Origin of the sequence: Streptomyces sp. NPDC052036, from assembly GCF_040680495.1 — a bacterium.
GTDB lineage: Bacteria > Actinomycetota > Actinomycetes > Streptomycetales > Streptomycetaceae > Streptomyces.
On the sequence record NZ_JBFAWW010000005.1, the window covers coordinates 151294 to 177772 of the forward strand.

At 72.5% G+C, this 26479-nt stretch carries 18 protein-coding genes; 13 read left to right on the forward strand and 5 right to left on the reverse strand.

Features of this window, described 5'->3' with window-relative positions:
* Window positions 1-2: 2 nt before the first annotated feature.
* The 4 genes from AB0L95_RS10555 to fxsT are packed head-to-tail and all read left to right on the forward strand — an operon-like array spanning window position 3 to window position 7629.
* Entirely contained in the window at window positions 3-3257 is a 3255-nt protein-coding gene (locus tag AB0L95_RS10555) for an SAV_2336 N-terminal domain-related protein (RefSeq protein ID WP_365160011.1), read from the forward strand.
* On the forward strand, window positions 3254-3454 hold the full coding sequence (locus AB0L95_RS10560) for a hypothetical protein (protein WP_365160014.1): 201 nt from the start codon (window positions 3254-3256) through the stop codon (window positions 3452-3454). Before AB0L95_RS10555 ends, AB0L95_RS10560 begins: the two co-directional genes overlap by 4 nt.
* Window positions 3451-4602 (forward strand): FxsB family cyclophane-forming radical SAM/SPASM peptide maturase, encoded by a 1152-nt coding sequence (locus AB0L95_RS10565; RefSeq protein ID WP_365160017.1) that lies wholly within the window; start codon window positions 3451-3453, stop codon window positions 4600-4602. Before AB0L95_RS10560 ends, AB0L95_RS10565 begins: the two co-directional genes overlap by 4 nt.
* Window positions 4603-4659: 57 nt before the next feature.
* On the forward strand, window positions 4660-7629 hold the full coding sequence (gene fxsT, locus AB0L95_RS10570; RefSeq protein WP_365160020.1) for an FxSxx-COOH system tetratricopeptide repeat protein: 2970 nt from the start codon (window positions 4660-4662) through the stop codon (window positions 7627-7629).
* Between the two features lie 95 nt (window positions 7630-7724).
* Here the strand turns inward: fxsT and AB0L95_RS10575 are convergent, their stop codons facing one another.
* From AB0L95_RS10575 to AB0L95_RS10590, 4 genes are all read right to left on the reverse strand, one after another.
* On the reverse strand, window positions 7725-11540 hold the full coding sequence (locus AB0L95_RS10575; protein ID WP_365160023.1) for a multifunctional oxoglutarate decarboxylase/oxoglutarate dehydrogenase thiamine pyrophosphate-binding subunit/dihydrolipoyllysine-residue succinyltransferase subunit: 3816 nt from the start codon (window positions 11538-11540) through the stop codon (window positions 7725-7727).
* 281 nt (window positions 11541-11821) lie between these two features.
* Window positions 11822-12928 carry an ATP-binding protein gene (locus AB0L95_RS10580; RefSeq protein ID WP_365160026.1) on the reverse strand — a complete coding sequence of 369 codons (1107 nt, stop codon included), beginning with the start codon at window positions 12926-12928 and terminating at the stop codon, window positions 11822-11824.
* Complete coding sequence (locus AB0L95_RS10585) at window positions 12925-13662, reverse strand: response regulator transcription factor (protein WP_365160029.1); 738 nt, start codon at window positions 13660-13662, stop codon at window positions 12925-12927. Before AB0L95_RS10585 ends, AB0L95_RS10580 begins: the two co-directional genes overlap by 4 nt.
* 111 nt (window positions 13663-13773) lie before the next feature.
* Window positions 13774-14460 (reverse strand): spermidine synthase, encoded by a 687-nt coding sequence (locus AB0L95_RS10590; protein WP_365160031.1) that lies wholly within the window; start codon window positions 14458-14460, stop codon window positions 13774-13776.
* A gap of 202 nt (window positions 14461-14662) precedes the next feature.
* On the opposite strand from AB0L95_RS10590, the gene AB0L95_RS10595 reads away from it, so the two are divergent.
* From AB0L95_RS10595 to AB0L95_RS10615, 5 genes are all read left to right on the forward strand, one after another.
* The gene (locus AB0L95_RS10595) at window positions 14663-15448 is read left to right on the forward strand and encodes a rhomboid-like protein (RefSeq protein WP_365160034.1); all 786 of its coding nucleotides are present in this window, start codon (window positions 14663-14665) and stop codon (window positions 15446-15448) included.
* A gap of 117 nt (window positions 15449-15565) precedes the next feature.
* Window positions 15566-16306, forward strand: a complete 741-nt coding sequence (locus AB0L95_RS10600) for a hypothetical protein (RefSeq protein WP_365160037.1) — start codon at window positions 15566-15568, stop codon at window positions 16304-16306.
* A complete protein-coding gene (locus tag AB0L95_RS10605; RefSeq protein WP_365160040.1) occupies window positions 16303-17490 on the forward strand; it encodes a hypothetical protein in 1188 nt (395 codons plus the stop codon). Before AB0L95_RS10600 ends, AB0L95_RS10605 begins: the two co-directional genes overlap by 4 nt.
* A gap of 146 nt (window positions 17491-17636) precedes the next feature.
* Window positions 17637-20054 (forward strand): endopeptidase La, encoded by a 2418-nt coding sequence (gene lon / locus AB0L95_RS10610; protein WP_365160043.1) that lies wholly within the window; start codon window positions 17637-17639, stop codon window positions 20052-20054.
* Between the two features lie 255 nt (window positions 20055-20309).
* The gene (locus AB0L95_RS10615) at window positions 20310-20801 is read left to right on the forward strand and encodes a MarR family transcriptional regulator (protein ID WP_365160046.1); all 492 of its coding nucleotides are present in this window, start codon (window positions 20310-20312) and stop codon (window positions 20799-20801) included.
* Window positions 20802-20821: 20 nt separating this feature from the next.
* On the opposite strand, the gene AB0L95_RS10620 is transcribed toward AB0L95_RS10615, so the two are convergent.
* Complete coding sequence (locus AB0L95_RS10620) at window positions 20822-21610, reverse strand: protein phosphatase 2C domain-containing protein (RefSeq protein ID WP_365160049.1); 789 nt, start codon at window positions 21608-21610, stop codon at window positions 20822-20824.
* A 369-nt stretch (window positions 21611-21979) separates the two neighbouring features.
* On the opposite strand from AB0L95_RS10620, the gene AB0L95_RS10625 reads away from it, so the two are divergent.
* The 4 genes from AB0L95_RS10625 to AB0L95_RS10640 are packed head-to-tail and all read left to right on the forward strand — an operon-like array spanning window position 21980 to window position 26436.
* Window positions 21980-24907: a nitrate- and nitrite sensing domain-containing protein gene (locus AB0L95_RS10625; RefSeq protein WP_365160052.1), complete on the forward strand. Its 2928-nt coding sequence runs from the start codon at window positions 21980-21982 to the stop codon at window positions 24905-24907.
* Window positions 24904-25407 (forward strand): roadblock/LC7 domain-containing protein, encoded by a 504-nt coding sequence (locus AB0L95_RS10630; protein WP_365160055.1) that lies wholly within the window; start codon window positions 24904-24906, stop codon window positions 25405-25407. Before AB0L95_RS10625 ends, AB0L95_RS10630 begins: the two co-directional genes overlap by 4 nt.
* Window positions 25404-25808 carry a DUF742 domain-containing protein gene (locus AB0L95_RS10635; protein ID WP_365160058.1) on the forward strand — a complete coding sequence of 135 codons (405 nt, stop codon included), beginning with the start codon at window positions 25404-25406 and terminating at the stop codon, window positions 25806-25808. Before AB0L95_RS10630 ends, AB0L95_RS10635 begins: the two co-directional genes overlap by 4 nt.
* Window positions 25789-26436 (forward strand): ATP/GTP-binding protein, encoded by a 648-nt coding sequence (locus AB0L95_RS10640; protein ID WP_365160060.1) that lies wholly within the window; start codon window positions 25789-25791, stop codon window positions 26434-26436. The genes AB0L95_RS10635 and AB0L95_RS10640 overlap by 20 nt, the downstream gene beginning before the upstream one ends.
* Window positions 26437-26479 lie beyond the last annotated feature (43 nt).

A 26479-nucleotide genomic window follows, 5' to 3' on the forward strand; every position in this document is an offset into this window, starting at 1 on the left:
CCATGACCGTCGCCGACTCCCTGGAGCTGCTCGCCCGCCGACTGCGCGAGGCCGGGATCGCTCCGGACGCCGAGGAACTCGCGGACGCGCTCTGGCTCGCCCGCCATGTCCCCGGCAGCACGGCGACGGCCCCCTCCAACGACAAGGACCCCGTCGAGCCGACCCCCGGCCCCCGGCCCGGCAACCGCCGCAACACCGTCCCGCCCGAGACGTCCCTGGCCGTGGCGGCCCGGAAACAGGCCGCGGACCGCCGGACCCCGGCGGTCGGCGGCATCGCGACCGAGGGCCCCGCGGGCGGCACGGGCACGGTCGTCTCCACCCAGGTGCCCGCCGCCTCCGTCCTGCCCGAACCGCTCGCCCTGCAACGGGCGTTACGGCCCCTCAACCGCTACCGGCCGCCGAGCGGCCCCTCATGGTCCGGACTGGACGAGGAGGCGACCGCGCAGCGGGCGGCCGACACCGGGGTGGTCGTCCCGGTGCCCGCCCCCGGGCAGCGCCGTGAGGCACGCCTCCAACTCGTCATGGACGTCTCCTCGTCCACCGTGGTGTGGCAGCACACCTTCGCGGAGCTGCGCCAGGTCTGCGAACGGGCCGGGGCGTTCCGGGAGATCCGGACCTACTACCTCCATGACGGCGGGCCGAGAGGTCCACGGGTGGCGTCCACACCGGACCCCTCGTCCCCCGCCGACGGCCCCGGTCTGCTGCGCGATCCGAGCGGACACCGGCTGACCCTGGTCCTCAGCGACTGCGCGGGGCCGCTGTGGCGCAGCGGCACCATGCAGCGGCTGCTGCACGACTGGGCCACCTGCGCCCCCGTCGCCGTCCTGCAGCCGCTGCCCCAGCGGATGTGGCGCGGCACCCATCTGCCCGCCTACTCCGGGGAACTGCGCCGCCACGAGGGACTGGCCGGCGCCCTGGAGTTCCGGTCGGAGCGCGCCGGACCCCCGCCGCGGCGCGCCCTGCCCGTGCCCGTGCTCGCCCTGCGCCCCTCCTCCCTCGCGGGCTGGGTCCGCCTCGTGTGCGACGCGACCGCCCAGCGGCAGATCGCCTCCGCGGCCTGGGTGCGCGCCGACCACCCGGCGACCGCCGCACGGCCGCTCGCCGAGCGGGACATCACCTCGCGCGACCGGGTACGGGCCTTCAGGCGCACCGCCTCGCAGGACGCGCGGCATCTCGCCGAGTACCTGGCCACCGTGCCCCTCGCCCTGCCGGTGATGCAGCTCGTGCAGCGGGCCATGCTGCCCGGCAGCGGCCCCGAGGCGATGGCGGAGGTCCTCCTCGGCGGGCTGATGCGGCGCAGCGACGCCGACGCGGACGGCGGGTACGAGTTCATCGGGAGCGTGCGCGAGGAACTGCTGCGCCATCTGCCCGGCGGCGAGGCCCAACTCGTCCTCAAGCACAGCTCGCAGTACGTCGAGCGGCAGTACGGCCGCGCGGCCCGCAACTTCCCGGCGCTGGCCGCCGCCTACCTCTCCGGTGCGACGGCCGCACACCCCGTGGCCGAGGACGGCGCCGACGACCGGCTGCTGCGCGCCTTCGCCCGGGTCTCCTCGCAGGTCCTCGCCCGCTACGGGAAGGTCCCGGTGCTGACCGACACGGGCCCGGCCGAGCTGGCCTCCCGCGCGCACCGGCTGCTCGACCGCTATGCCGCCCAGGGCACCGCCCGCGACCTGGACGAGGGCATCGCCCTGCTGCGCCGGGCCCTGGAGGTCGAGCGCCGGCAGACGGAACAGCGCGCGCTGCGCAGTCGGCTGGCCAGGGCCCTGCTGGAGCGCTGGCGGGTGGCCGGGACGGCCGACAACCTGCGGGAGGCGTACGAGATCCTGCCCGGGCACCGCAAGAGCGACCCGCAGGAACTCGTCATGGAGGCACAGATCCTGCTGTACCTCGCGGCCGATCTGGAGACCGCGGGAGCGGCCGCCGCGAGCCTGCCCGCGGGGCTCGGCCACGATCTCGGCGAGCCCGACGCCTCCCCGCGCCGACTGGCCCTGCTGGCCTACCAGCAGGCCCGGCAGCGGCTGGAGGAGATCCCGCCCGATGCGGAGCGGTGGGCCACCCGTGTCCTGGAACTGCGGGCCACCGCGGCGTTCCAGGCGGCGTCCCTGGCCGCCCGGGCCGGCGCCGCCGTCCTCGGCCCGGACGAGGGGACACCGCAGGACTGGGCCGCCCAGCAGTTCGAACAGGCCGCGGGCCTCGCCACCCAGTACCGGCTGCGCACCGGCGAGTCGTCGGCCCGGCTGCTGGAGGCCCGCGCCCTGCTCGCGCTGGCCCGGCACGACTCGGGACGCGGCGCGAAGCCCTGGGAGCCCGGCCCGGACCGGCGCGCCCTCGCCCACCGCTCCGCCGAACTGGCCGAGGTGGGCTTCCGCGAGGCGCTCCCGCTGCGCGCCGCCGAGGGCGCCGGCACCCAGGAGCTGACCCGGATCTGTCTGGAGACGGCCGCCGCCCTGGGCCTCACCCGGGACGCGGAGCACGATCCCCCGACCCGTCGCCGGATCGTCACCGTGCTCCGGCAGGCGCTGGACTACGCGGGCGAGAGCCCGGAACTGCGGGCCGAGTGCTTCGACCGGCTGGGCGAGGCCTATCTGGCGTCGTACGAACTCACCCGCGACCGGGACGATCTGGAGGCGGCCGTCTGGTCCTGGTGGCAGGCGACCGGGGAAGTGTCCCTGGACGATCCGGCCCGGCCCGCGCTGCTGCTCCGGCTGGGCCTCGCCCTGGGCGCGGCCGACGAATGGTCCGACGCCGTACGGGTGCTGCGGATGGCCGTCGACGAGTCCTCCGAGCAGGACCCCGAACTGCCGCGCCGCCGGGTGGAACTGGGCGACGCACTCCTGCACCGGAATCTGCGCCAGGGCGGGCTGTCCGATGTGCACGAGGCCGACTGGATAGTGGGCACCGCCGCTCAGGACACCGACGACGACCTGCTCGCCGCCCGGGCCTGGCGGCTGCGCGCCGCGGCGGCCGGGCGACTCGCCGAGCACACGGCACAGTGGTCGGACTGGGAGGCGGTCGCCGACCATCTGCTGCGGACCGCCGAACTGTACCGGGACCTGGAGCTCACGGCCGCGGAGGCCCGCGTGCGCGTCGAACGAGGCGAGGCCCTCGGCCACGCCTCCGCCCCCGCCCGTGCCGCCGAGGAGTACCGCACGGCGCTCCGGCTCTACGAGCAGGCCGGGCTGGGCGACGGGGACGAGGCGGAGCGGGCCCGGGCCGCCCTCGACGCCCTGGACCCGAGGGGCGGGGGCGGCGTATGAGAGGGCCGGACGACGTCCCGGGCATAGCCCTGCCCGTCTTCGAGCGCCCCGGCCCGGGCTGCGCCCCCCATCCCGTGCTCGCCGCGGTGCTCGCCGAACTGCGCGCGCGGGAGGCCGAGGACGACGCCCCGGCCGCCTACTACGGCGACTCGCCCGACCCCTTGGTGCCGCGCCCGCCCGCGGGAGCCGCGCCGTGAGCGCCGACTGTCTGCGCCAGTTCGTCCTGAAGGTGCACAGCCGCTGCAATCTGGACTGCACGTACTGCTACATCTACCGCAGCCAGGACCGCAGTTGGCGCCAGCGCCCGCACCACGCCGACGAACGGACCATGCGGCAGACCGCCCGGCGCATCGCCGAACACGTCGAGACCCACCGGCCCAGGTCCGTGCGGGTCGACCTGCACGGCGGGGAACCCCTGCTGACCGGTCCCGAACCCCTCGTGGCGTACGCCGACACCGTGCGCGACGCCGTGCCGGACGGCACCGAGGTGACGGTCACCGTGCAGACCAACGGCACCCTGCTCACCCGGCCCGCGCTCGACCGTCTCGCCGACGCCGGCATCCGGGTCGGGATCAGCCTCGACGGGGGCACCGCCGCCCTCAACGCCCGCCGCATCGACCACGCGAGGCGCCCCTCCTGGCCCGCCGCCCGCCGCGCCGCCCGGCTGCTGGCCGCACGGCGGCCGGACGCCTACGCCGGCCTGCTGTGCACCGTCGACCCGGCCACCGACCCCGCCGAGGTCTACGGCTCGCTGAGGGCTCTCGCCCCGCCCGCGCTCGACTTCCTGCTCCCGCATCTGCACTGGGGCACCCGCTCGCCCGGCCGCCACCGGCCCGCTCCCACGCCGTACGGGGACTGGCTGGCCGAGGCGTTCGACCTGTGGTGGGACGACGCCACCACGGGCCGGCCGCGGGTGCGTCTGTTCACCGAGATCGCGGCGCTGCTGCTGGGCGGCTCCTCACGGACGGACGCCGTGGGGCTCTCGCCGATCGCCGCGATCGTGGTGGAGACCGACGGCACCATCGAACGGCTCGACTCGCTGAAGACGGCCTTCCCCGGTGCTCCCGCCACCGGCCTCGACGTCTTCCGCAACTCCTTCGACGAGGCGCTGCGCCACCCACGGGTCGCCGCGCTGCGGGCCGGACCCGCGGCGCTCGGCGAGGACTGCCGTACCTGCCCGGTGGGGCGGATCTGCGGCGGTGGCAACTACGCGCATCGCTACTCCGCCCTCACGGGTCACTTCCGGCAGCCGAGTGTGCACTGCGCCGATCTGGAGCGCATCATCCGGCATGCCGCCGCGCGGATCGGTGAGCAGCTCTCCGTATCGTCAAGGAGTCTGGTCTAACGTGGAGTTGACGAACCGCGACGTAGCGTTCCCCTACGTCAGAAGGAGACCCCAGGCATGCCATCCGCGTCCCCCGAGCATGTCACGATCGTCTACGCGGGACAGTCATGGTCCTGGGCGACGTGGATCGAACACCGCCTCGCACACGCCGGAGCGGTCCCGGAGGCGGTCCGCTGGGATCCGCTGCACACCGCACCGGAGCCGGGGCGGCTGACCGGTCTGCTGGCCGCCCCCGGAAAACTGCTGCTCCTGATCGACGACTGGTTCGTGCGCTTCGACGAGGCCCGCCGGCAGGCCTGGGCCGATGTGCTGGCCGAGATCATGCCCCGGGAGGGGCACCGGATCCTCGCCGCCTCGATCACCGCCGCCTCCCTGCCGCCGGCCGCGGAACGGCTCGGCCGGGTGCTCCCGCTGCGCGGCCTCGACGCCGACCGGGCCGCCGAGGTGCTGATCGAGGCGCTGGAGGTGACCTCGCCGTCCGGCGGCCCGGTCAGCCTCGACCGCGCCCGTGGCCCACGCTTCCCGGAGGACCGGCCAGGCATCGACAACGCCCCGCGCCACCACCGCGACTTCACCGGCCGCGAACGCGTCCTGGAGCGCATCCACCAGGCGTTCACGGAGGGCGGCGAGGGCACCCGTATCGCGCTGCGCGGCCCGGGCGGCATCGGCAAGACCCAGACGGCCGCCGAGTATGTGCACCGCTACAAGGGCGAGTACGACATCGTCTGGTGGGTCAACGCGTCGGTACGCAACCGGGCCCGTGAGGAGTTCGCCCGGCTCGCCGACAAGCTGGGCGCGGAACCGGACACCGGGGACGCCCTGCGCGGGCGTATCGAGACGGCCAAGCGGGCCCTGCGCGACCGCGTCCGGTGGCTGGTCGTCCTGGACGGGGCGGAGGACCCCGAGGACCTCGGGACGGTGCTGCCCGACGGCCCCGGCCATCTGCTGGTCACCACCCCGCGCAAGGAATGGCACCGCTGGGTCGGCCAGGTCGTCGACCTGCCCCCGTTCGACCGCGAGGAGTCCGTCGACTTCGCGTGCCGGCGCAGCCGCCGGCTCACCCGCGACAGCGCGGACCGTCTCGCCGCGGCGGTCGAGGACCATCCGCTGCTCCTGGACCAGACCGCGGCCTGGGTGGAGCTGAACGAGACCGCCGACATCGACACGTACATCACCCGCATCCAGGAGGGCGACCCGCACGCCGTCCCCGTCGTCTCCTCCGAGGAGTACCGCAAGGAGTTCCAGGCCGCCTGGGCCCAGACCGTCAACACCCTGCGCGAGAAACATCCCAACGCCTACGAGCTGCTGTCCCTCTTCGCGTTCTTCTCGCCCGACGTGATCCCCCTGGGCCTGGTGCAGTCCGCCCGTGTCGGAGACCTGCCCCCGCACCTGGTGTCCCTGGTCACCGAGCCGAGCAGCTGGAACACCGCGCTGCGGGTGCTGTCCGAGGCGACCTCCATGCGGCTGGAGTACGAGCAGGGGCCGATGGACATCCAGACCGTCGGCACGCTGCGTATGCACCGGCTCTTCCACCGCTTCGTCCGCGGTCATCTGGGCCCCGAGGAGGCCCGGTCGTCGGCCGGGACCGCCCGCCGGGTGCTCGTCGCCGCCGACCCCCGCCGCCCCGGCGACCGCACCCACTGGTCCCGGTACGCGGAGGTGATACCGCATCTGGAGGCGACGGGGGCGCTGCACTCCGCCGACCCCGATGTGCGGACGGTGGTGCTCAACTGCATCGAGTATCTGCGGATCCGCGGCGAGGCCAAGGAGGGCAGGCGGCTCAGCAGCGCGGCCGTCGCCTCCTGGGGCGCGGTCTCCGGCGACACCGACCCCGCCGTCCTCGTCGCCGTGCACCAACTGGCGAACATGGAGCGCCGCCTCGGCCGCTACCGCGAGGCGGAGCGCATCGCGCGGGACGTGCTGCGCCGAGTCACCGCCGATCCCGAGCGCAGCTCGGTGCAGGTGCTGCGGGCCAAGAACGGACTCGGCGGAGCACTGCTGGCGCTGGGCCGGTACGAGGACGCCCGTCTCCTCTACGAGGACGCCGCGGCCCAGGCGGCGGCCGACCTCGGAGAGCAGGAGGTGCCGCGCACCCTCGACATCCGCGGCAACCTCGCGCTGGCGCTGCGGCTGCTGGGCCGCTACGAGGAGTCCCTCGTCCTCCAGCGGTCCGTCCTGGAGGCGTACATCGCGCTCGGCGGCGGCCGGCATCCCTCGACGCTCCTCGCCGGCCTCAACACCGCCTGGACGCTACGGCTGCTCGGCCGGTACGGCGACGCGCTGGCCATCCAGGAGCTGAACCACCGCCTGCACCGTGAGGTGCTCGGCCGCGACCACGCCCAGACCCTGCTCGCCCAGCACAACCTGGCACTGTGCCTGCGCCGCGACGGCGCCCATCTGCGGGCGCGCGGACTGATGCGCGAGGCGCGCGACCGCAGCCTGAGCCGGCGCGGCCCCCGGCAGACGCTGAGGCAGACCACGGACTACGCGATGCTGCTGCGCGAGATCGGCGAGCTCGACGAGGCACGGGAGCTCGCCGAGTCCGCCCTCACGGGCTTCACGGACCTCTTCGGCGACGGCCACCCCTACCTCGCGGGAGCCCTCGACAACTGCGCCCTGATCCAGGGCGACCAGGGGGACCTGACCGGCGCCCGGCAGCGCGCGGAGCGGGCCAGGGCGGGGATGGAACGGGCCCTGGGCACGGCCCATGTCTGGTCCGTCGGGTGCGCGATGAACACCGCGACGGCGCTCGCCCGGACCGGTGAGCTGGAGCGCGCGGTGGCGCTGGGCCGGGACGCCCTGGGCCGGGCGCGCACCGCGGTCGGGGACACGCACGTCCTCACCCTGAACCTGGCGGCGGGCCTCGCGCAGGATCTCGCGGCGACCGGGCGGCACGACGAGGCGGAGACCGTGCGCGCGGAGGCGGTGCGCCGGCTCACCGAGAACTTCTTCGAGGAGCACCGGCAGGTGCGGTACATGCTCGAAGGACGGCGCCCCTACTGGGACTTCGAGCCGCAGATGATGTGAGACCGACCGCAACGCCGAGGGGCCCGCCCCCGAGCCGAAGCTCGGGAACGGGCCCCTCGTGCGACCAGAGGCCGACCGAGGATCGACCGGCGGCCTTACGCGTCGAACACCTCGCGCACGAGCTGCTCCTGCTCCGCCTGGTGCCGCTTCGCGGAACCGACGGCCGGGGACGAGCTGTGCGGACGCGAGATGCGACGCAGGCGCTCGGACGGCGGGACGTCCGCGCCGACCGCCAGGTCCAGGTGGTCGATCAGGTTCAGGGCGATGAACGGCCAGGCGCCCTGGTTCGCCGGCTCCTCCTGCACCCACAGGTACTTCTCGGCGTTCGGGTACTTCTTGATCTCGGCCTGGAGCTCGGCACCCGGCAGCGGGTACAGGCGCTCGAGGCGGATGATCGCCGTGTCCGTCACACCGCGCTTCTGCCGCTCGGCCTCCAGGTCGTAGTAGACCTTGCCGGCGCAGAAGACGACCTTGCGGACCGCGGCCGGGTCCGCCGACGCGTCGCCGATGACCGGGCGGAACTGGCCCGTCGTGAACTCCTCCGCCTTGGACGCGGCGGCCTTGAGGCGCAGCATCGACTTCGGCGTGAAGACCACCAGCGGCTTGTGGTGCGGGTTGTGCACCTGCCACCGCAGGAGGTGGAAGTAGTTCGACGGCAGGGTCGGCATCGCGACCGTCATGTTGTTCTGGGCGCAGAGCTGAAGGAACCGCTCCGGGCGGGCCGAGGAGTGGTCCGGGCCCTGGCCCTCGTAGCCGTGCGGGAGGAGCAGGGTGACGCCGGACGTCTGGCCCCACTTCTGCTCGGCCGCCGAGATGTACTCGTCGACGACGCTCTGCGCGCCGTTGACGAAGTCGCCGAACTGCGCCTCCCACATCACGAGCGCGTCCGGGCGGGCCAGCGAGTAGCCGTACTCGAAGCCCATGACCGCGTACTCGGACAGGAGGGAGTCGTAGACGTTGTAGCGGGCCTGGTCCTCCGACAGGTACTGCAGCGGGGTGTAGTCCTCGCCCGTCGCGCGGTCGATCAGCACCGCGTGGCGCTGGCCGAAGGTGCCGCGGCGGGAGTCCTGGCCGGAGAGGCGGACCGGCGTGCCCTCCAGGAGCAGCGAGCCGATGGCCAGGGTCTCGCCCATGCCCCAGTCGATCGTGCCGTCCTCGACCATCGACGCCCGGCGCTGCAGCTGCGGCAGCAGACGCGGGTGAACGGTGAAGTGGTCGGGGATGTTGACCTGGGACTCGGCGATGCGCTTGACGACCTCCGAGGAGATGGCCGTGCCGACCGCGACCGGGAAGCCGTCCTGCGGCTCCTGGGACGGGGCCGCCACCTGCTGCGAGGTGGCCTCGCGGACCTCCGTGAAGACCTTCTCCAGCTGGCCCTGGTAGTCCTGCAGGGCCTGCTCGGCCTCTTCCAGGGTGATGTCGCCGCGACCGATCAGGGACTCGGTGTACAGCTTGCGCACCGAGCGCTTCTTGTCGATCAGGTCGTACATCAGCGGCTGGGTGAAGGCCGGGTTGTCCGACTCGTTGTGACCGCGGCGGCGGTAGCAGATGAGGTCGATCACCACGTCCTTGTTGAACGCCTGGCGGAACTCGAAGGCCAGGCGCGCGACGCGCACGACCGCCTCCGGGTCGTCGCCGTTCACGTGGAAGATCGGGGCCTCGATCATGCGGGCCACGTCCGTCGCGTACATGGAGGAGCGCGAGGACTCGGGGGCCGCGGTGAAGCCGACCTGGTTGTTGATGACGATGTGGACCGTGCCGCCGGTGCGGTAGCCGCGCAGCTGCGACATGTTCAGGGTCTCGGCCACCACACCCTGGCCCGCGAAGGCCGCGTCGCCGTGGATCGCCACCGGCAGGACCGTGAAGTCCGTACCGCCCTTGTTGATGATGTCCTGCTTGGCGCGGCTGATGCCCTCGATGACCGGGTCGACCGTCTCCAGGTGGGACGGGTTGGCGGCGAGGGAGACCTTGATCTGCTCGCCGTCGAGCCCGGTGAAGGTGCCCTCGGCGCCCAGGTGGTACTTCACGTCGCCGGAGCCGTGCATCGACTTCGGGTCGAGGTTGCCCTCGAACTCGCGGAAGATCTGTGCGTAGGACTTGCCGACGATGTTGGCGAGGACGTTCAGCCGGCCGCGGTGGGCCATGCCGACGACGACCTCGTCCAGGCGGGACTCGGCCGCGCTGTCGATCACCGCGTCGAGCAGCGGGATGACCGACTCGCCGCCCTCCAGGGAGAAGCGCTTCTGGCCGACGTACTTGGTCTGCAGGAAGGTCTCGAAGGCCTCCGCCGCGTTCAGCCGGCGCAGGATGCGCAGCTGCTCCTCGCGCTCCGGCTTGGAGTGCGGGCGCTCCACGCGGTCCTGGATCCACTTGCGCTGCTTGGGGTCCTGGATGTGCATGTACTCGATGCCGGTGGTGCGGCAGTACGAGTCGCGCAGCACGCCGAGGATGTCGCGCAGCTTCATCATCGACTTGCCGGCGAAGCCGCCGACGGCGAACTCGCGCTCCAGGTCCCACAGGGTGAGGCCGTGCTCGACGATGTCCAGGTCGGGGTGCTTGCGCTGGCGGTACTCCAGCGGGTCGGTGTCGGCCATGACGTGGCCGCGGACCCGGTAGGAGTGGATCAGCTCGAAGACACGGGCGGCCTTGGTGACGTCGTCGTCGTGCGAGGCGTCGATGTCCTTGAGCCAGCGGACCGGCTCGTAGGGGATGCGCAGGGCCTCGAAGATCTCGTCGTAGAAGCCGTTCTCGCCGAGCAGGAGGTTGGCGACGACGCGCAGGAACTCGCCGGAGGCGGCGCCCTGGATCACCCGGTGGTCGTAGGTCGACGTGAGCGTCATGACCTTGGAGATGCCGAGCTTGTTCAGGGTGTCCTGGGAGGTGCCCTGGAACTCAGCCGGGTAGTCCATCGAGCCGACGCCCATGATCACCGACTGGCCGGGCATCAGACGCGGCACCGAGTGGACCGTGCCGAGGCCGCCGGGGTTGGTGAGGGAGACGGTCACGCCGGTGAAGTCGTCCATCGTCAGCTTGCCGTCGCGGGCGCGGCGGACGATGTCCTCGTAGGCCTGCCAGAACTCGAAGAAGTTGAGCGTCTCGGCCTTCTTGATCGCCGCGACGACGAGCTGGCGGTCACCGTTCGGCTTCACCAGGTCGATGGCGAGGCCCAGGTTGACGTGCTCCGGCTTGACCAGGGTCGGCTTGCCGTCCTTCTCCGCGAAGGACCAGTTCATCGCCGGCATGGCCTTGATGGCCTGGACCATCGCGTAGCCGATCAGGTGCGTGAAGGAGATCTTCCCGCCCCGGGCACGCTTGAGGTGGTTGTTGATGACGATGCGGTTGTCGAAGAGCAGCTTCACCGGCACCGCGCGCACGGACGTGGCCGTGGGCAGCTCCAGCGAGGCGTTCATGTTCTTCGCGACGGCGGCGGAGGGGCCGCGCAGGGTCACCAGTTCGGGACCCACGGGCGCCTGGGCCACGGGCTCGTCCTTCTTGGGCTGGGCAGGGGCCGGCGCGGGCTTCGCGGCGGCGGGAGCGGCTGCGGCCGGCTTGGCCGGGGCGGCAGCGGCGGCGGGCTTCGCGGCGGGGGCCGGGACGGCCGGTGCCTGCGGTGCCGCGGGAGCCGGGGCCGTCACGGCCGGTGCCGGAGCGGCGGGAGCTGCCTGGGCCTGCGTGGTGGTCTCTGCGGCCCCCGCGGCCGCAGTGCCCGCCGCAGCGGGCGAGGCAGGGGCTCCCGGCTTGTAGTCGGCGAAGAAGTCCCACCAGGCACGGTCTACCGAATTCGGGTCCTGGAGGTACTGCTGATAGATCTCGTCGACGAGCCACTCGTTCGCACCGAACGCGGCCGCGGGGTTCTTCCCGGCTTGGTCGTCGGTGGAGACACTCGAGTTACTGGGGGACTGTGGCGACACGGCGGCAACCGCCCTCTTCCGCTTCACAAGGTTATGGACAGCGGAAATAAAGGCTACGCCTCCCTGGGGGTGAAGGTCAGGTCGGGCCGGTTCATCGTCGCGTAAGTCACATCGGAGAGCGTGTTTCGGGGCGGGAAATGGCGGGAAACAAGCGTGGTTCCGGTCTGAGAGGGGTACGACGGCCGGGGCCCGGCGCGGGGACTGCGCGGGCCTGTGCCTGATCACACGTGTCCGTCAGCCGGTCCATCCGTGGATCTTGTCGTTCCGGCTCGAACTTTACGTCAACTTGGGAGAGGTGACTCTCCCGGAAGAGTGACCTGGATCCGGCAACCCCGCGCGGATTCGGCCACCCCGATCCGGCCACCGTGCAGATCCACCGCCCAGCGCGCGATCGCCAGGCCCAGGCCCGTGCCGCCGTCACTGCCCGGCCCGTGCGGCCGGCGCACGGCGCCGCGGTTGAACCGCTCGAAGACCCGGTGCCACTCCGACTGCGGGATGCCGGGGCCCTCGTCCAGCACCTCCAGCTCCAGGGAGTCCGGGCAGGGCCCGCGCCGGGCCTTCACCGAGACCCGGCCGTGCGGAGGGCTGTGCTTGACCGCGTTGTCGATCAGGTTGGCGACGACCTGGTGGATGCGCTCCGGGTCCGCGTGCGCGGTCAGCTCCGGCGGGGAGACGTCGAGGTGCAGATGGACGTCCGTGCGGGTGTGGCTGCCGGAGCCCGAGGCCATGCCCGCCCGGGCGGAGGACACCATCTGGGCCTCCTTGAGGACGCCCGAGAGATACGGCCACACCTCGAAGCGGCGCTTCTTCAGCGGGACCACGCCGTTGTCGAGGCGGGAGAGGTCCAGCAGGGTCTCCACCAGGCGCCCGAGCCGCTCGGTCTGCCGCAGGGCGGTGCGCATGGTCTCGGGGTCGGCCTCCGTGACGCCGTCCACGATGTTCTCCAGCACCGCGCGCAGCCCGGCGATGGGGGTGCGCAGCTCGTGCGAGACGTTCGCCACCAGCTCCTTGCGCTGGCGGTCCTGGGCCTCCAGCTCGTCGGCCATCAGGTTGATCGTCTGGGCCAGGTCGCCCATCTCGTCCCGGCGGTTGTCACGGACCCGGCGGGTGTAGTCGCCGTGCGATATCGACCGGGCCACCGCGTTCATCTCGTCCAGCGGCGCCGTGAGCGAGTGCGCCACGAACTGTGTGATCAGCAGTGTGGCGATCATCGAGAAGACCGTGATGAAGCGCAGCTCGGTCTCCGTGCGCACCGCGATCAGCAGCAGACCCGTGGTGATCAGCACCGAGATGACGACCAGCGCGCCGAGCTTGGTCTTGATCGAGAACGGGCGTACGCCGCCCCGGGACTCCCCCGGGCTCCTCCGTGCGTCCGGCCCGTCGCTCATGGCGTCGGGGTCTCCAGGGCGTAGCCCACCCCGTGCACGGTGCGGATGCGCTCCGCGCCGATCTTCCGCCGCAGGGCCTTGATGTGGCTGTCCACGGTGCGGGTGCCGGAGGCGTCCGCCCAGTCCCACACCTCCGCGAGCAGCTGCTCACGGGAGAGCACCGCGCGCGGCGTGTTGGCCAGGCACACGAGCAGATCGAACTCGGTGGGCGTGAGGTGGACGTCCTCACTGCGCACCCGGACCCGGCGCTGCGCGTGGTCGATCTCCAGTTCGCCGAGGCGCAGGATGCCGCTGCGGGGTGTGGCGGCGGCCAGGGCGGCCCGCTCCATCCGCCGCAGCAGCACATGCACCCGTGCCGCCAGCTCACGCATCGAGAACGGCTTGGTCATGTAGTCGTCGGCGCCGACGCCGAGCCCGACCAGCATGTCCGTCTCGTCGTCGCGCGCGGTGAGCATTAGCACCGGCACCGGGCGCTGCGCCTGTACCCGGCGGCAGACCTCCAGGCCGTCGAAGCCCGGCAGCATGATGTCGAGAATCAGCAGGTCCGGCTGCCATGCCTCGGCCGTGTCGACCGCCGCCGGACCGTCACCGGCCGTTTGCACGAGGAATCCCTCCGCGCGCAGTCGGGCGGCGATGGCGTCGACGATCGTTGGGTCGTCCTCGACCACCAGAACCCGGCGCTGCGCGCCCGGGGTCGCCGTCGCGCCGTTGTGCGAGGTGTGTGTCTGCTCCATCGCCCGCCCCTGAGTTGCTTTCCGGAATCCGTGGGGTGATCCCATGACTGCGATTGACGCTTGAATGATCGGCGTCAGGGAAGCAGGGTACGGGGAGTTACCGCCGGTCGGCTATCCAGGTCGGACAGCCAGGTGCACGACGTCGGGAACGCCCCGGGCAACGGGGACCTCTTCGGTATGCACCTGCCGGAACCCGGCATTCCAGAGGGTTCCTTCAAAATCCGGAGAGGGCTGGGCGGACCATACGGCCAGTACCCCGCCGGGTCTCAACACCTGTGCGCAGCTTGCCAGTCCGGTCGCTGAATACAGGCTTTCGTTGTCGTCCGTGACCGTCCAGCCGGGTCCGTTGTCGATGTCGAGGCACAGGGCGTCGTACGTGGCGGAAGTCTCACGCAGATGCGCGACGAGGTCGGCCTCCAGGACGCGGGTGCGCGGATCGGCGAGCGCGGGTGCGGACAGCGCGCCCAGGGGGCCGTCGAGATGCCAGTCGATGACGGCGCGCTCGCGTTCGACGACCGTGATGGCTGCCCAGCGCGGGTCCGCCGCCGCGTGCGCGAGCGAGAAGCCGACGCCCAGTCCGCCGATCAGCAGGCTCGGCTCCGGGCGAGCACCCAGGGCCCGGAGCGCGGCGTCCACGAGCAGCCGCTCCGAGCGTCCGTCGGAGGTGTCCATGAGGAAACAGCCGTTGGCGATGATCTGGAGCAGCTCACCGTGGCGGCGCAGCACGACCTCACCGTGCGGGCCCTCGCGACGGTCCAGGACTTCAGGGGTCTGGCAGGTGTCGTACGGATGAGGCATGAGTCACATTGTGGTGACGTACGGCTCCGAGGGCGAAGGGTTTTCCGGTGTCGTCCCGGATGCGCACTTATGTTCGCTTATGCACGGCGGACGCAGAACAGACCTGAGAAGTTGCTTTGAATCCGACCCGCGGTGGCGTCGGTCATAGACAGCGGCCCGGGCGACCCGAAGGGTGGGGCATGAACGGAAGGAGCCCCCCGCCTTGGAACGCACGGTCTCGGCGGCTGACGCCATGGTCACGGCCCCCGGGACGGCCACGCCCCTGCTCGACGGCATGCCGCGCCAGCGCACCGTGCAGCTCCCCGTGGCCCTGGCCGCGTCACCCGTCGCGGCCCCCGCCGCGCGCCCGGGTGTGCGGGCCCTGGGACTCCTGCCGACCCTCACGGACACTCCGTTCACCCTCGGATACGCGGCCGTCCTCGTCGTGACGTCCCTGTTCGCCGAGTGTGCCGACCCCTCCCTGGTGCACACCCTCTACCAGGGGTCCAGCACCGACGTCGCCCATCTGGTGAGCAGTCCGGTGCTGGTGCTGGTCGCCAGCGCGCTGTGGATCGCGGGCGGCCTGACCTCGTCGTACGCGCTCCTCTTCCTGCTCGTGCTGCCGACGCTGGAGCGGCGGATCGGCGGCCCGCGCACCGCCGTCGTCTTCCTGCTCGGCCATGTCCTCGCCACCCTGGCCACCGAGATACCGGTCGGCCTGGCGGTGCTGGCCGGGCATCTGCCGGACAGTTCGCTGCACCGCCTCGACTACGGCATCAGCTTCGGGGTCGCGGCGAGCCTCGGCGCGCTGGCGGGGCTGCTGCCGCCGTGGGCTCGATGGACGGTGCTCACGGTGTTCGGCGGGATACTGCTCGACGATCTGGTCCAGTTCACGGACCCTCTGAGCAACTGGGGCCATCTGCTGTCCCTGGCGATCGGCATCGGGACCTGGCCGTGGGTACGGCATTGGCAGTGGACGGGCCGTCAGGGCGCTCGCGCCCACGGCTGACCCCTTCGCGTCAACTGCCGGGCCCGGCCGTCTTTCTCACGCCGCGTCCCTCGCCCTACGCTCGCTGTGCGGGCTCCACACGCCGGAGCCCCGACGGGCCGGGACACCGGGGGAGACGTGGACGTGCCGACGCTGGTCCTGCTGGGAGCGGTGGGAGGAGCGCTGCGGGGAGTCCTCGACTTCTACATCCAGTTCGTGAACTGGCGTTCGGCCCGGAGCGCCCATCGGCGTCTGCCGCCCGGGGAGGACAGCGCGACACCCCGCGTCCGGGACTACTTCGACCCCGCCGTCGACGTGGTCGCGGCTCTTGTGCACAGCACGATCGGCGCCGGACTGGCGGTGCTCTTCGGCCGGACGGGACAGATCAGCGGCCCGTACGCGGCCATCGTCGTCGGCATCTCGGCTCCGGTGATCCTGACTCAGCTCTCCCGTGTCCAGGCGGTGAGCCAAGCGATCGGCGGCGGTGGCGGCCAGGACGCGGCCGCCGATCCCGGCGACGTCGCCACCGTGCTGCCTGTCGCGCCGGCCTGGCCGCCGCCCGCGGCGGATCCCGAGACCCGGCCCGGACCCGCTGCCGCCGCGGCCGACGGCTCACCCTCGGCGCCCGCGGCGGCGCGCGTGCCGCCGCAGCCGCTGCCCGGCGCACCGCCCGGCCCACTCCGCCCGGACACCGAAGCCGCCCGACCGCAACCGAACGGCCGGCCCGCCGGTCCGACGGACGGGGCGGCCCGGGGCCGTGGCGGTCATGACGCCTCGCCCCGCGGCCGTGGCGGCCGTGGTGCCGTGTCCCGGCTTCGGGGCGGCCATGACGAGCCCCTGGACCGTGAGCCGGCCGTCGGAGAGGAGGGGACGCCATGACCGGGCGCTCCTCCGCCGGCCGTCGTATCGCCGCGTCGGTGCTGGGCGTGCCCCGTGCGGGGCACGGGCCCGCCGAGGTGGCAGCCCGCCGCGGTCTGCCCTTCGGCCGGCGTGTGCTGGCCTCCGTCCTGGGAGTACGGGTCGGCGGACCGACGGCCGAGGTCCCGGGGGCCGTGGAGAACCCCGCCCGGCAGTCGGCCCCGGCCGCACCCACGAGCGAGCCGGACCGGGCCGCGCCCGGGGCGGCGGGCCGTCCGCTCCCGGGGGCGGAGGCGGACGGCCTGCCGGAGCCGAGGGCGCGCCGGAGCGCCGCGCGGCGCGAGCCGTACCCCTGGCCGAGGACGGCCGGTGTGCCGCAGCATCTGCTGAGCGAGGACCGCCCGGACTACGAGGCCGTCCTCGACGACGCGCTGCGCTCCGCCCCGCACCGTTCGGAGCCGGCCGCCGCGGGGCCCCGGTTCGGCTCCGGGCAACTGCGCGCCATGGCACTCGACGCCACCTTCGTGATCAACGCCGCCGCGGCCACCGAGTACCAGCACTACGTCCGCGTCCGCGAGGAGGCGCGTCATCCGGTGCCGGCTCTCGCACCCGGGGACGGGAACGGCGTGGCGACCACGGACTCCGTGCGTCCGCGGGTCGCCGTCGAGGCGGGGGAGGGCGCCGGATCCGGAGCCGTAGCCGTGGCCGCGGTGCTCGCCCCCGTACTCGCCGGTACCGCCGCGGCGATCTTCCTGCTCGTGGGCTACGTCCTGAAGATCGCGGCCGGCGGCCAGTCCTTCGCCCGGGCTCTGGTGACCACCGGCTGGTACTTCGGCGCGCTGACCGCGGCGGCGATCGTGGCCGATGCGATCGGCCTGCTGGTCATCGCCCTGCGCAACGGTCCCTCCGGCGAGAAGCCGAGACCCGTCGGCGCGCTGCCGTCGGAGGTCGCCCGGGCCCGGGAGGCCTGGCGGACGGCACTGCTGGAGCGCGGCATCCTGCCGTTTCTCCGGGCGGCGCTGGAGGAGGGCGAGGGGGAGTTCGCGTCCCCGGCTTTCGCGTCCCCGGACTTCACGCGTCCGGGTTTCACGCGTCCGGGTTTCACGAGCCCGGACTTCACGAGTCCGGACTTCACGCGTCCGGATTCCACGAGTCCGGACTACGGCGCCCCCGATCCCGCAGGCCAGGAACCCCCGACGAACTGACCCGCCCGGACTCCCGTCACCCCGCCCACCACGCAGATGTCGCAGGCCATCGCGTGATCGCTCAGAGCGAACGCCCCCGGGGGAACAATGGGATCGTGCCGTGCATTGAGTCGGCATAGCTCAAGTTGACTGCCGAAGGGGAGATCATGGCTTCGATGCCCACATCGCTCACCCTGCCTGTACTGCCGCTCGATGGCGAAGTCGTGCTGCCCGGCATGGTGGTTCCGCTGGACCTGAGTGACTCCGACGTGCGCGCGGCGGTGGAAGCGGCTCAGGCGGCCGCCCGGTCGGAGCCCGGAAAGCCCAGGGTGCTGCTCGTGCCCCGGATCGACGGCACGTACGCCACCACCGGTGTGCTCGGCACGGTCGAGCAGGTCGGCCGGCTCGCCGACGGTGACCCGGGCGCCCTGATCCGCGGCCGGAGCCGCGTGCGGATCGGCGCCGGGACCACCGGTCCGGGTGCGGCGCTGTGGGTCGAGGGCACCAGGATCGACGAGAGTGTGCCGGACCCGCAGCCCGGGCATGTCACCGAACTCGTCAAGGAGTACAAGGCACTCGCCACCAGCTGGCTGAAGAAGCGCGGCGCCTGGCAGGTCGTGGACCGCGTCCAGGCCATCGACGACGTCTCCGCGCTCGCCGACAACTCCGGTTACTCACCTTTCCTGACCACCGAGCAGAAGGTGGAACTGCTGGAGACGGCCGACCCGGTCGCCCGGCTCAAGCTCGCCACCCAGCAGCTGCGCGACCATCTCGCCGAGCAGGACGTGGCCGAGACCATCGCCAAAGACGTTCAGGAAGGCGTCGACAAGCAGCAGCGCGAGTTCCTGCTGCGCCGTCAGCTGGAGGCCGTCCGCAAGGAACTGCGCGAGCTGAACGGCGACGCCAAGGACGGCGAGGAGTCCGACGACTACCGGGCCCGGGTGGAGGCCGCCGACCTGCCCGAGAAGGTCCGTGAGGCCGCCCTCAAGGAGGTCGACAAGCTGGAGCGGTCAAGCGACCAGTCGCCCGAGGGCTCCTGGATCCGCACCTGGCTCGACACCGTGCTCGAACTGCCGTGGAACGAGCGCACCGAGGACGCGTACGACATCCGCGGCGCCAAGGCCGTCCTGGACGCCGAGCACGCGGGCCTGGAGGACGTGAAGGAGCGGATCACCGAGTACCTGGCGGTGCGCAAGCGCCGCGCCGACCGGGGCCTCGGTGTGGTCGGCGGGCGGCGCGGCGGTGCCGTGCTCGCGCTCGTCGGTCCGCCCGGTGTGGGCAAGACCAGCCTCGGCGAGTCCGTGGCGCACGCCATGGGACGCAAGTTCGTCCGCGTCGCCCTCGGCGGTGTGCGCGACGAGGCCGAGATCCGCGGTCACCGGCGTACGTACGTCGGCGCCCTGCCCGGCCGGATCGTCCGCGCGATCAAGGAGGCCGGCTCGATGAACCCGGTCGTCCTGCTGGACGAGATCGACAAGGTGGGCTCGGACTTCCGGGGCGACCCGGCAGCCGCCCTGCTGGAGGTCCTGGACCCGGCGCAGAACCACACCTTCCGGGACCACTACCTGGAGGTCGAACTCGATCTGTCGGATGTGGTCTTCCTCGCGACGGCGAACGTCCTGGAGGCCATCCCCGAGGCGCTGGCCGACCGTATGGACATCGTCCGCCTGGACGGCTACACCGAGGACGAGAAGGTCGTCATCGCCCGTGACCACCTGCTCCCGCGTCAGCTGGAGCGGGCGGGCCTGGACAAGGCCGAGATCACCATCGACGAGGACGCGCTGCGCAAGCTCGCCGGCGAGTACACCCGCGAGGCGGGCGTACGGAACCTGGAGCGGTCGATCGCCCGGCTGCTCCGCAAGGTCGCGGCCCAGCACGAACTGGGCGAGAAGGACCTGCCCCTCACCGTCCGGGACGAGGACCTGCGTGAGCTGATCGGGCGTCCGCACCATGTGCCCGAGTCCGCCCAGGACCCGGCCGAGCGGCGGACAGCCGTCCCGGGCGTGGCGACCGGTCTCGCGGTCACCGGCGCGGGCGGTGACGTCCTCTTCGTCGAGGCGTCGCTGGCCGACCCGGAGACGGGCGCGGCGGGCCTGACCCTCACCGGTCAGCTCGGCGACGTGATGAAGGAGTCCGCGCAGATCGCGCTGAGCTTCCTGCGCTCCCACGGCGCCGAACTGGAGCTGCCCGTCGGGGACCTGAAGGACCGGGGTGTGCACATCCACTTCCCGGCGGGCGCGGTCCCGAAGGACGGCCCGAGCGCGGGCGTCACGATGACGACCGCGCTGGCCTCGCTGCTGTCGGGCCGTCTGGTCCGTACGGACGTGGCGATGACGGGCGAGGTCTCGCTGACCGGCCGTGTGCTGCCCATCGGCGGGGTGAAGCAGAAGCTGCTCGCCGCGCACCGGGCGGGCGTGACCACCGTCATCATCCCCAAGCGCAACGAGGCCGATCTGGACGATGTCCCGGCCGAGGTGCTGGAGAAGCTGGACGTCCACCCCGTCGCGGACGTCCGTCAGGTCCTGGAGCTGGCGCTCGCGCCGGCCACCAGCGGTGCGACGCCGGAGGTTCCGGTGGCGGCGTGACACCCAGAGATTCCGGCGGCGGAGTGACGGACGCTCCCGGATGACCGAAGGCCCGGGTTTCGTGAGGGAGGCCCGGGCCTTCGCCCTGCGCCCGCCCGCTTCATCGCCTGCCAGGACAACCACGGAGACCGGGGGCCGGGAAGGGGGCCGGAGGCTGCCGTTGGTCTACGCCTGCGAAATACTGGCGGAGCTGCGGCAATGGGTGAGATGTGGCAGAAACTTTCAGGATCGGACAACCGGGGCAGGGGTGCTGACGTGCGCGAGGACTCACACGGCGAGGAGCGGCCGGTCGAATCCGGCATCTCGGGCGGCGGTGCGGACCAGGAGTTCCTGTCGCTGGAGCGTGAGCTGACCGTGTTCCTGCGGCGCGCCCGCGCCAGCCAGGGGGAGATGGCCCGTGAGGTCCACCCGGATCTGGAGAGCGCCGCCTACGGCCTTCTCGTACGGCTCGACGAGTGCGGCCGCCAGCGCGCCACGGCACTCGCCGCCTACATCGGCGTCGGCAAGGCCACGATGTCGCGCCAGCTGCGCGCCCTGGAGGACCTCGGTCTCGTCGCCCGGGAGCCCGACCCCGCCGACGGCCGTGCCTGGCTGGTCCACCTCACCGAGGAGGGCCGCAGCCGCGTCGAGGGGGTCCGCGAGGCGCGCCGGGCCCGCTATGTGCGCCAGCTCGCCCACTGGGACCAGCGCGAGGTGGCCGAGCTGGCCCGGCTGCTCAACCAGTTGAACCGGGGCATGGAGAAGTAGGCGGCGCCCCGGGGGCCGCTTCACAGGCCCACGTACACCACCGTCGCGTCGTCGTGCGTCTTGCTGCGGCCCAGGTGCTCCCGCCGCTCCCGGTCGGCGTCCTCCAGGGCCCGTACGCGCTCCACGAGCGCCGCCGCCCCCTCCTTGCGCACGAGCGTGAACAGGTCCGTCCAGTCGCCCTGGCGGAACTTCTCCGTCCAGCGGGTCGCGCCGTCCGTGAGGGCCACGAGGGTGCGCACCGCCGTGCGCGGAAGCTCGCCCGTCACCGCCCGGGCCGCGACCGAGGGGTCGGCGGCCGCCGTGAAGAAGCCGCCCTCCTTGTTGCGGACCGTGGCGTCCGCGATCGCGTCCGAGGCCAGCGCGGCGCGCGGGACGCGGGCGAGCCGGTCGTCCAGCAGGGCGGTGACCGTGCCGTCGGGGGCCTCGGCCAGCAGCACGGAGTCCGAGAGCACCAGGTACTCCACCGTGGCCTCGGACCAGCGCGCGAGGACCACGGTCGCCTGCGGGGTGCGCGGGTGAGAAAGGTCACAGGTGGCCGCGTGAACCTCGGCGGTGCGGCGCAGGGCCCCTGCGAGGATCTCCCTCAGGGGCAGATCCCGCCGGGAAACGGACAGTTCGGTCAGCGCCCCGCCGAGCCGCGCGCAGAACCAGTGGACCGAATGGAGACACCCGTCGTCGCCCTCCGGCGGAGTCACTCCGTCCAGTACGACCAGCGCTCCGCCCTGTCCTGAAGCAGGAACGGAGAGCGCGGCGAAGTCCTCGTCGGGGCGGGCGGCGTCACCGGGCTCGGAAATCAGTTCCATACGCATTCGGCCAGTCTGCACCAGGCCTTCACAAGGTCCACGAAAGGCTGGCAACGGCTGCGGAATCGGTGCGACCGACCAGGTCAGCCGCCTGTTTTGACATGGAATGATCGACTCCGGTGAAGCGTGGTGGCGCATACTGCCAAAGCGTGCCGCCGACGTCCAACCGGCCCGCCGTACGGGGCACTCGCACGGGCCACAGGAACTTGCCCGCCAACTCCCCGGCGATGTTCACTCCTTCGGGTGGCGGGTCAGGCGAAGTGAGATCTCTGCCCACCGCCACTGGGAGGGTCGGAAGCCGTCGTACCGGGTCGACGTCCCCGATGACGGACCGTCACCCGGCCATGGGTACACGAGTCAGGAATGCGAGCACCGGTGCAGAAGACGCGGCCTCGGCGCACAGGCAAGCAGACGGCCACCGAACGGGGTGTCTCGTCCGAGTCCACGGGCAGCGGCCGTACCGCCCACGTGCGTAATCGGCTGATCGTCGCGGTGGCTGTGGTCGCCGCCGCGATCGCGGGCGCCGGGGCGCCGAGCGTCATCGCCGCCTCCGGGCAGCTGAACGACTCCCAGAACCTCGTGACGCTCGCCCAGCAGACCCAGGACGCCCTCACCCTCGCCCACGCGCTGGCGGACGAGCGCGACGCGGTCACCACCTATGTGGCCGCGGGGCGCCCCAAGTCGCAGACGCCGGCCGAGCAGCAGAGCGCCCGTGTCGACCGGGAGATCCAGGACCTGCGCGCCGACCAGGACCTCCCCGCCACACTGCGCAAGGACCTCGACGACGTCGGCGCCGTGCGGAGAGGGGCGCTCGTCGGCAAGAGCAGTGCTCTCGATGTGCACCGGGCGTACTCCGCCGTGATCACCGAGCTGCACGCCCTCGCCGACCAGCTGGCCGGAAAGATCCCGCCCCGCGCGGGCTCCGGCGCCTACGCGCTCGCCGAGCTGGACACCGCCGTGCAGCAGTCCGCCGCCGCCCGCGGACTGCTCCTCGCGGCCCTGAACGTCCCGCACTCCACCCAGACCGTCATCAGCCCGATCACCGGACTGCCGACCACCGTCAGCGGCTCCTCGACCGCCGACACCAAACGGCGCGACGCGCTCACCGCCGCCGCCCAGCAGGCCGCCGTACGGTCCGACGCCGCCGTCGCCGACTTCCACGACAACGCGACGCAGGCGGCCAAGTCCTCCTACGACTCCACGGTCACCGGCCCGGAGGTCACCTCCGCCGAGAAGTACCTGGCCCACCTCACCGACCAGCCCACGCTCTCCGACAGCGACCTCGCCCTCAGCACCAAGAAGGTCGATGCGGCGCTGTCCGCCCGCGTCGACCTGATGCGCGGCGTCGAGTCCTCGCTCTACGAGAGCCGGAGCAAGGACCTGGCGCAGCTGCGCGACGACGACGTCACCGCGCTGGAGATCCGGATCGCCGTCCTCGGCGCCCTGATGCTCGTCGCCGTGGGCATCGCCATGGCCATGGCCCGCAGCCTCACCCGCCCGCTGGCCGTGCTGCGCCTCGGCTCGGCCCGGGTGGCCGCCGACCCGGCCGGCCAGGAGCCGGTGAAGTTCACGGGACGCAACGACGAGTTCGCCCAGGTCGTCCGTTCCGTCAACGCCCTGCACGCGCACGCCGTCGCCCTTCAGGAGCGCCTCGGGACCCTGGAGGCCGACCGCAAGCACCTGGTCGGCCAGCGCCAGACCATGGCCGACGAGCGCGCCGCGCTGCGCGCCGAACTCGACGAGGCCTCAGGGCACCTGGAGCAGGTCCGGCACACCATCAACTCCACCTTCGTCAACCTCGCGCTGCGCACGCTCGGCCTGGTCGAGCGGCAGCTGACCGTCATCGAGGGCCTGGAGGAGCGCGAGCAGGACCCCGAGCGGCTCGCCACCCTCTTCCGGCTCGACCACTTCGCCACGGTGATGCGCCGCCACAGCGAGAACCTCCTGGTCCTCGCCGGCGCCGAGCACGTCCAGCAGCACGCCGGACCGGTGCCGCTGGTGGATGTGGTGCGGGCCGCGGTCAGCGAGATCGAGCGGTACGAACGCGTCCGGATCGCCGCGCTGCCGCCGCACGCGCATGTCGCGGGCTTCGTCGCCGACGACCTCTCGCACCTGGTGGCCGAACTGCTGGAGAACGCCGCCTCCTTCTCGCCGCCGGACGTCACCGTCGAGATCTCCGGCTGGCTGCTGGAGAACGGCGAGGTGATGCTCTCCGTCCAGGACGAGGGCATCGGCATGGCCGGCGAGCGGATGAGCCGGCTCAACGCCCGGCTCGCCGACTTCGACCCGACCGAGCCGTACGACCAGGAGGGCGGCGAGGGCCTCGGGCTCGGCCTGTACGTGGTGGCCCGCCTCGCCCACCGGCACGGTGTCCGCGTCCAGCTGCGGGAGCAGAAGCACGGCGGTGTCGCGGTGGTCGTCGTCCTGCCGAAGACCCTGCTCTCCGCGGCCCCGGCGGCCGCCGTACCCACGGCGGGCGCGAGCCCGGTGGCGGGCGGCGCGGCCGCCGTGTCCCTGCCCGGCGCCGACGCGGAGGCCAACTCCAACGTCCTCACCGGCCGCACCCGGATCACCGTCCGGGAGCCGCAGGGCGACGAGGACCCGCTGATCGCGGCGGCGGAACAGGCCGTGCAGGCCGCAGGGGACGAAGAGGCCGTACCCGGCGAAGGCTTCGTACGAAGCGAAGAGGCCGTACGGAGCGCGGAAGCCGTACGAAGCCAAGAGGCCGCATGGGGCGCGGAAGCCGCAGGGAACGACCGGCCCGCGCAGGAGTCCGCCGTCGTGGCCCGGGGATCCGCGGCCCGGGAATCCGCGGGCCCGCCCCCGGAGACCCTCGTCGAGACCACGATGGAGTTGCTGCTTCCGTTGCCCCGCGCGGAGCAGCCCGGGTCCGCGCCCGACGCGGCCGGGGACCCGTACGCCATCGGGCCCGACACCCACGAACGCACCGTCGACGAGGGAGAGCCCGCGGCGGCCCCCGCCCCCCAGGACCCCGTGGCCCCGGAGGCTCCCCGGCTCACCGCCAAGGGCCTGCCCAAGCGCACCCCGAAGATCTCCGCGCCCGCCCCGGCGCCCCGCCCGCGCGCCGGCGGGGTGGACGCCGAGGCGCTGCGCCGCAGGCTCGGCGGATTCCACCGCGGCGCCGCGCAGGGCTACCGGCACGTCGAGGCGGAGATCGCCGAGAAGACGAGCGAGAACAGGGCGCCCGCGCAGCGCCCCGCAGCACCACCTCAGAACGCAACACCCGGAACCACACCGGACGTTGATCCATCGGGGGGCACAGTCGAGGAGGCAAGCAGTTGACCGCGCCCAGTACCTTCGGACTGAGCAGTGAGGCCCGCAACCTGCACTGGCTGCTGACGAACCTCGTCGAGGAGGTGCCCGGACTGCTGTCGGTCGCGGTGGTCTCCTCCGACGGCCTGCTGCTCCTCTCGTCCGACCCCGGCCGCCACGCAGAGGCCCGCGCGGGCCAGGCGGACAAACCCGGCGGCCCGAAGGGGTCGTCCGCCGACCTCGCCACCGTCGTCTCCGGCATCGGCAGCCTCACCATCGGCGCCGCGAAGCTGATGGACGTCGGCGGGGTCCGGCACACCATGGTCGCCATGGACGAGGGCAGCCTCTTCGTGATGTCCATCAGCGACGGCTCGCTGCTCGGCGTGCATGGCTCCGCGGACTGCGACATGAGCGTGGTGGCGTACCACATGGCGCTCTTCGTCGGCCGTGCCGGACACGTCCTGACGCCGGAACTCCGCAGCGAACTGCGCAAGTCCCTAGAGGCCGAGTCGGCTGGGAGCGCCCGATGAGCAGTACACCGAATAAGCTTCCTGTGCGCGGCGGCGACCGCAAACCCGCCCGCGTACGCCCCTATTCGCTCACCGGCGGCCGTACCCGCTTCGGGCATGTGCTGCTGGTCGAGACCTTCGTGGCGGCTCTGGAGGCCCCCGAAGAACGCCGTGAACTGACCAATGGTTCACTGGCCACCCGAGTGATGCCCGAGATGCGGGCCATCGTCGAACTCTGCCGCCGTATGCGCACGGTGGCCGAGATCGCGGCTCTGCTGAAGATGCCGCTCGGGGTGGTCCGCGTGCTCCTCAGCGACCTCGCGGACCAGGGAAAGATCCGTGTGTACGGAACCGGTCACGGCCCCGGACAGCCTGACCGCGCTCTGCTGGAAAGGGTGCTGAGTGGACTCCGTCGTCTCTGACGCCTCCCCGGGCGTCTCACCGCTCCCCGTCGACCTCGACGAGCAGGAGCACCTCCAGGCCTGGCAGACGGACCGCACGCGCGCCCCGATCGCCACGAAGATCGTGGTGGCGGGCGGCTTCGGCGTCGGCAAGACCACCCTGGTGACCACCGTCTCGGAGATCACGCCCCTCCAGACGGAGGCGCTGATGACCGAGGCCAGCCAGGAGACCGACGACCTCACCGAGACGCCGGAGAAGCTCACCACCACGGTGGCGATGGACTTCGGCCGCATCACCCTCGACGACGACCTGGTGCTCTACCTCTTCGGCACGCCGGGCCAGCAGCGGTTCTGGTTCATGTGGGACGACCTGGTGCGCGGCGCGATCGGCGCGGTGGTGCTGGCCGACACGCGCCGGCTCGCGGACTGCTTCCCGGCGCTCGACTACTTCGAGAGCAGCGGCCTGCCCTACGTGGTCGCGGTCAACCACTTCGACGGCAGCGAGCGGTTCGAGCCCGAGGATGTGCGCGACGCCCTCACGATCCCCCCACATATACCTGTCATGATCATGGACGCGCGGCGCCGGATCTCTGCGATCGAGACCCTCCTGGCCCTGGTCGGCCACGCGCTCGACGTCACCCCCGAGTGAGGGAGCGTCATATGGATCTACGCGGTGTCGCGCTGATCCATAA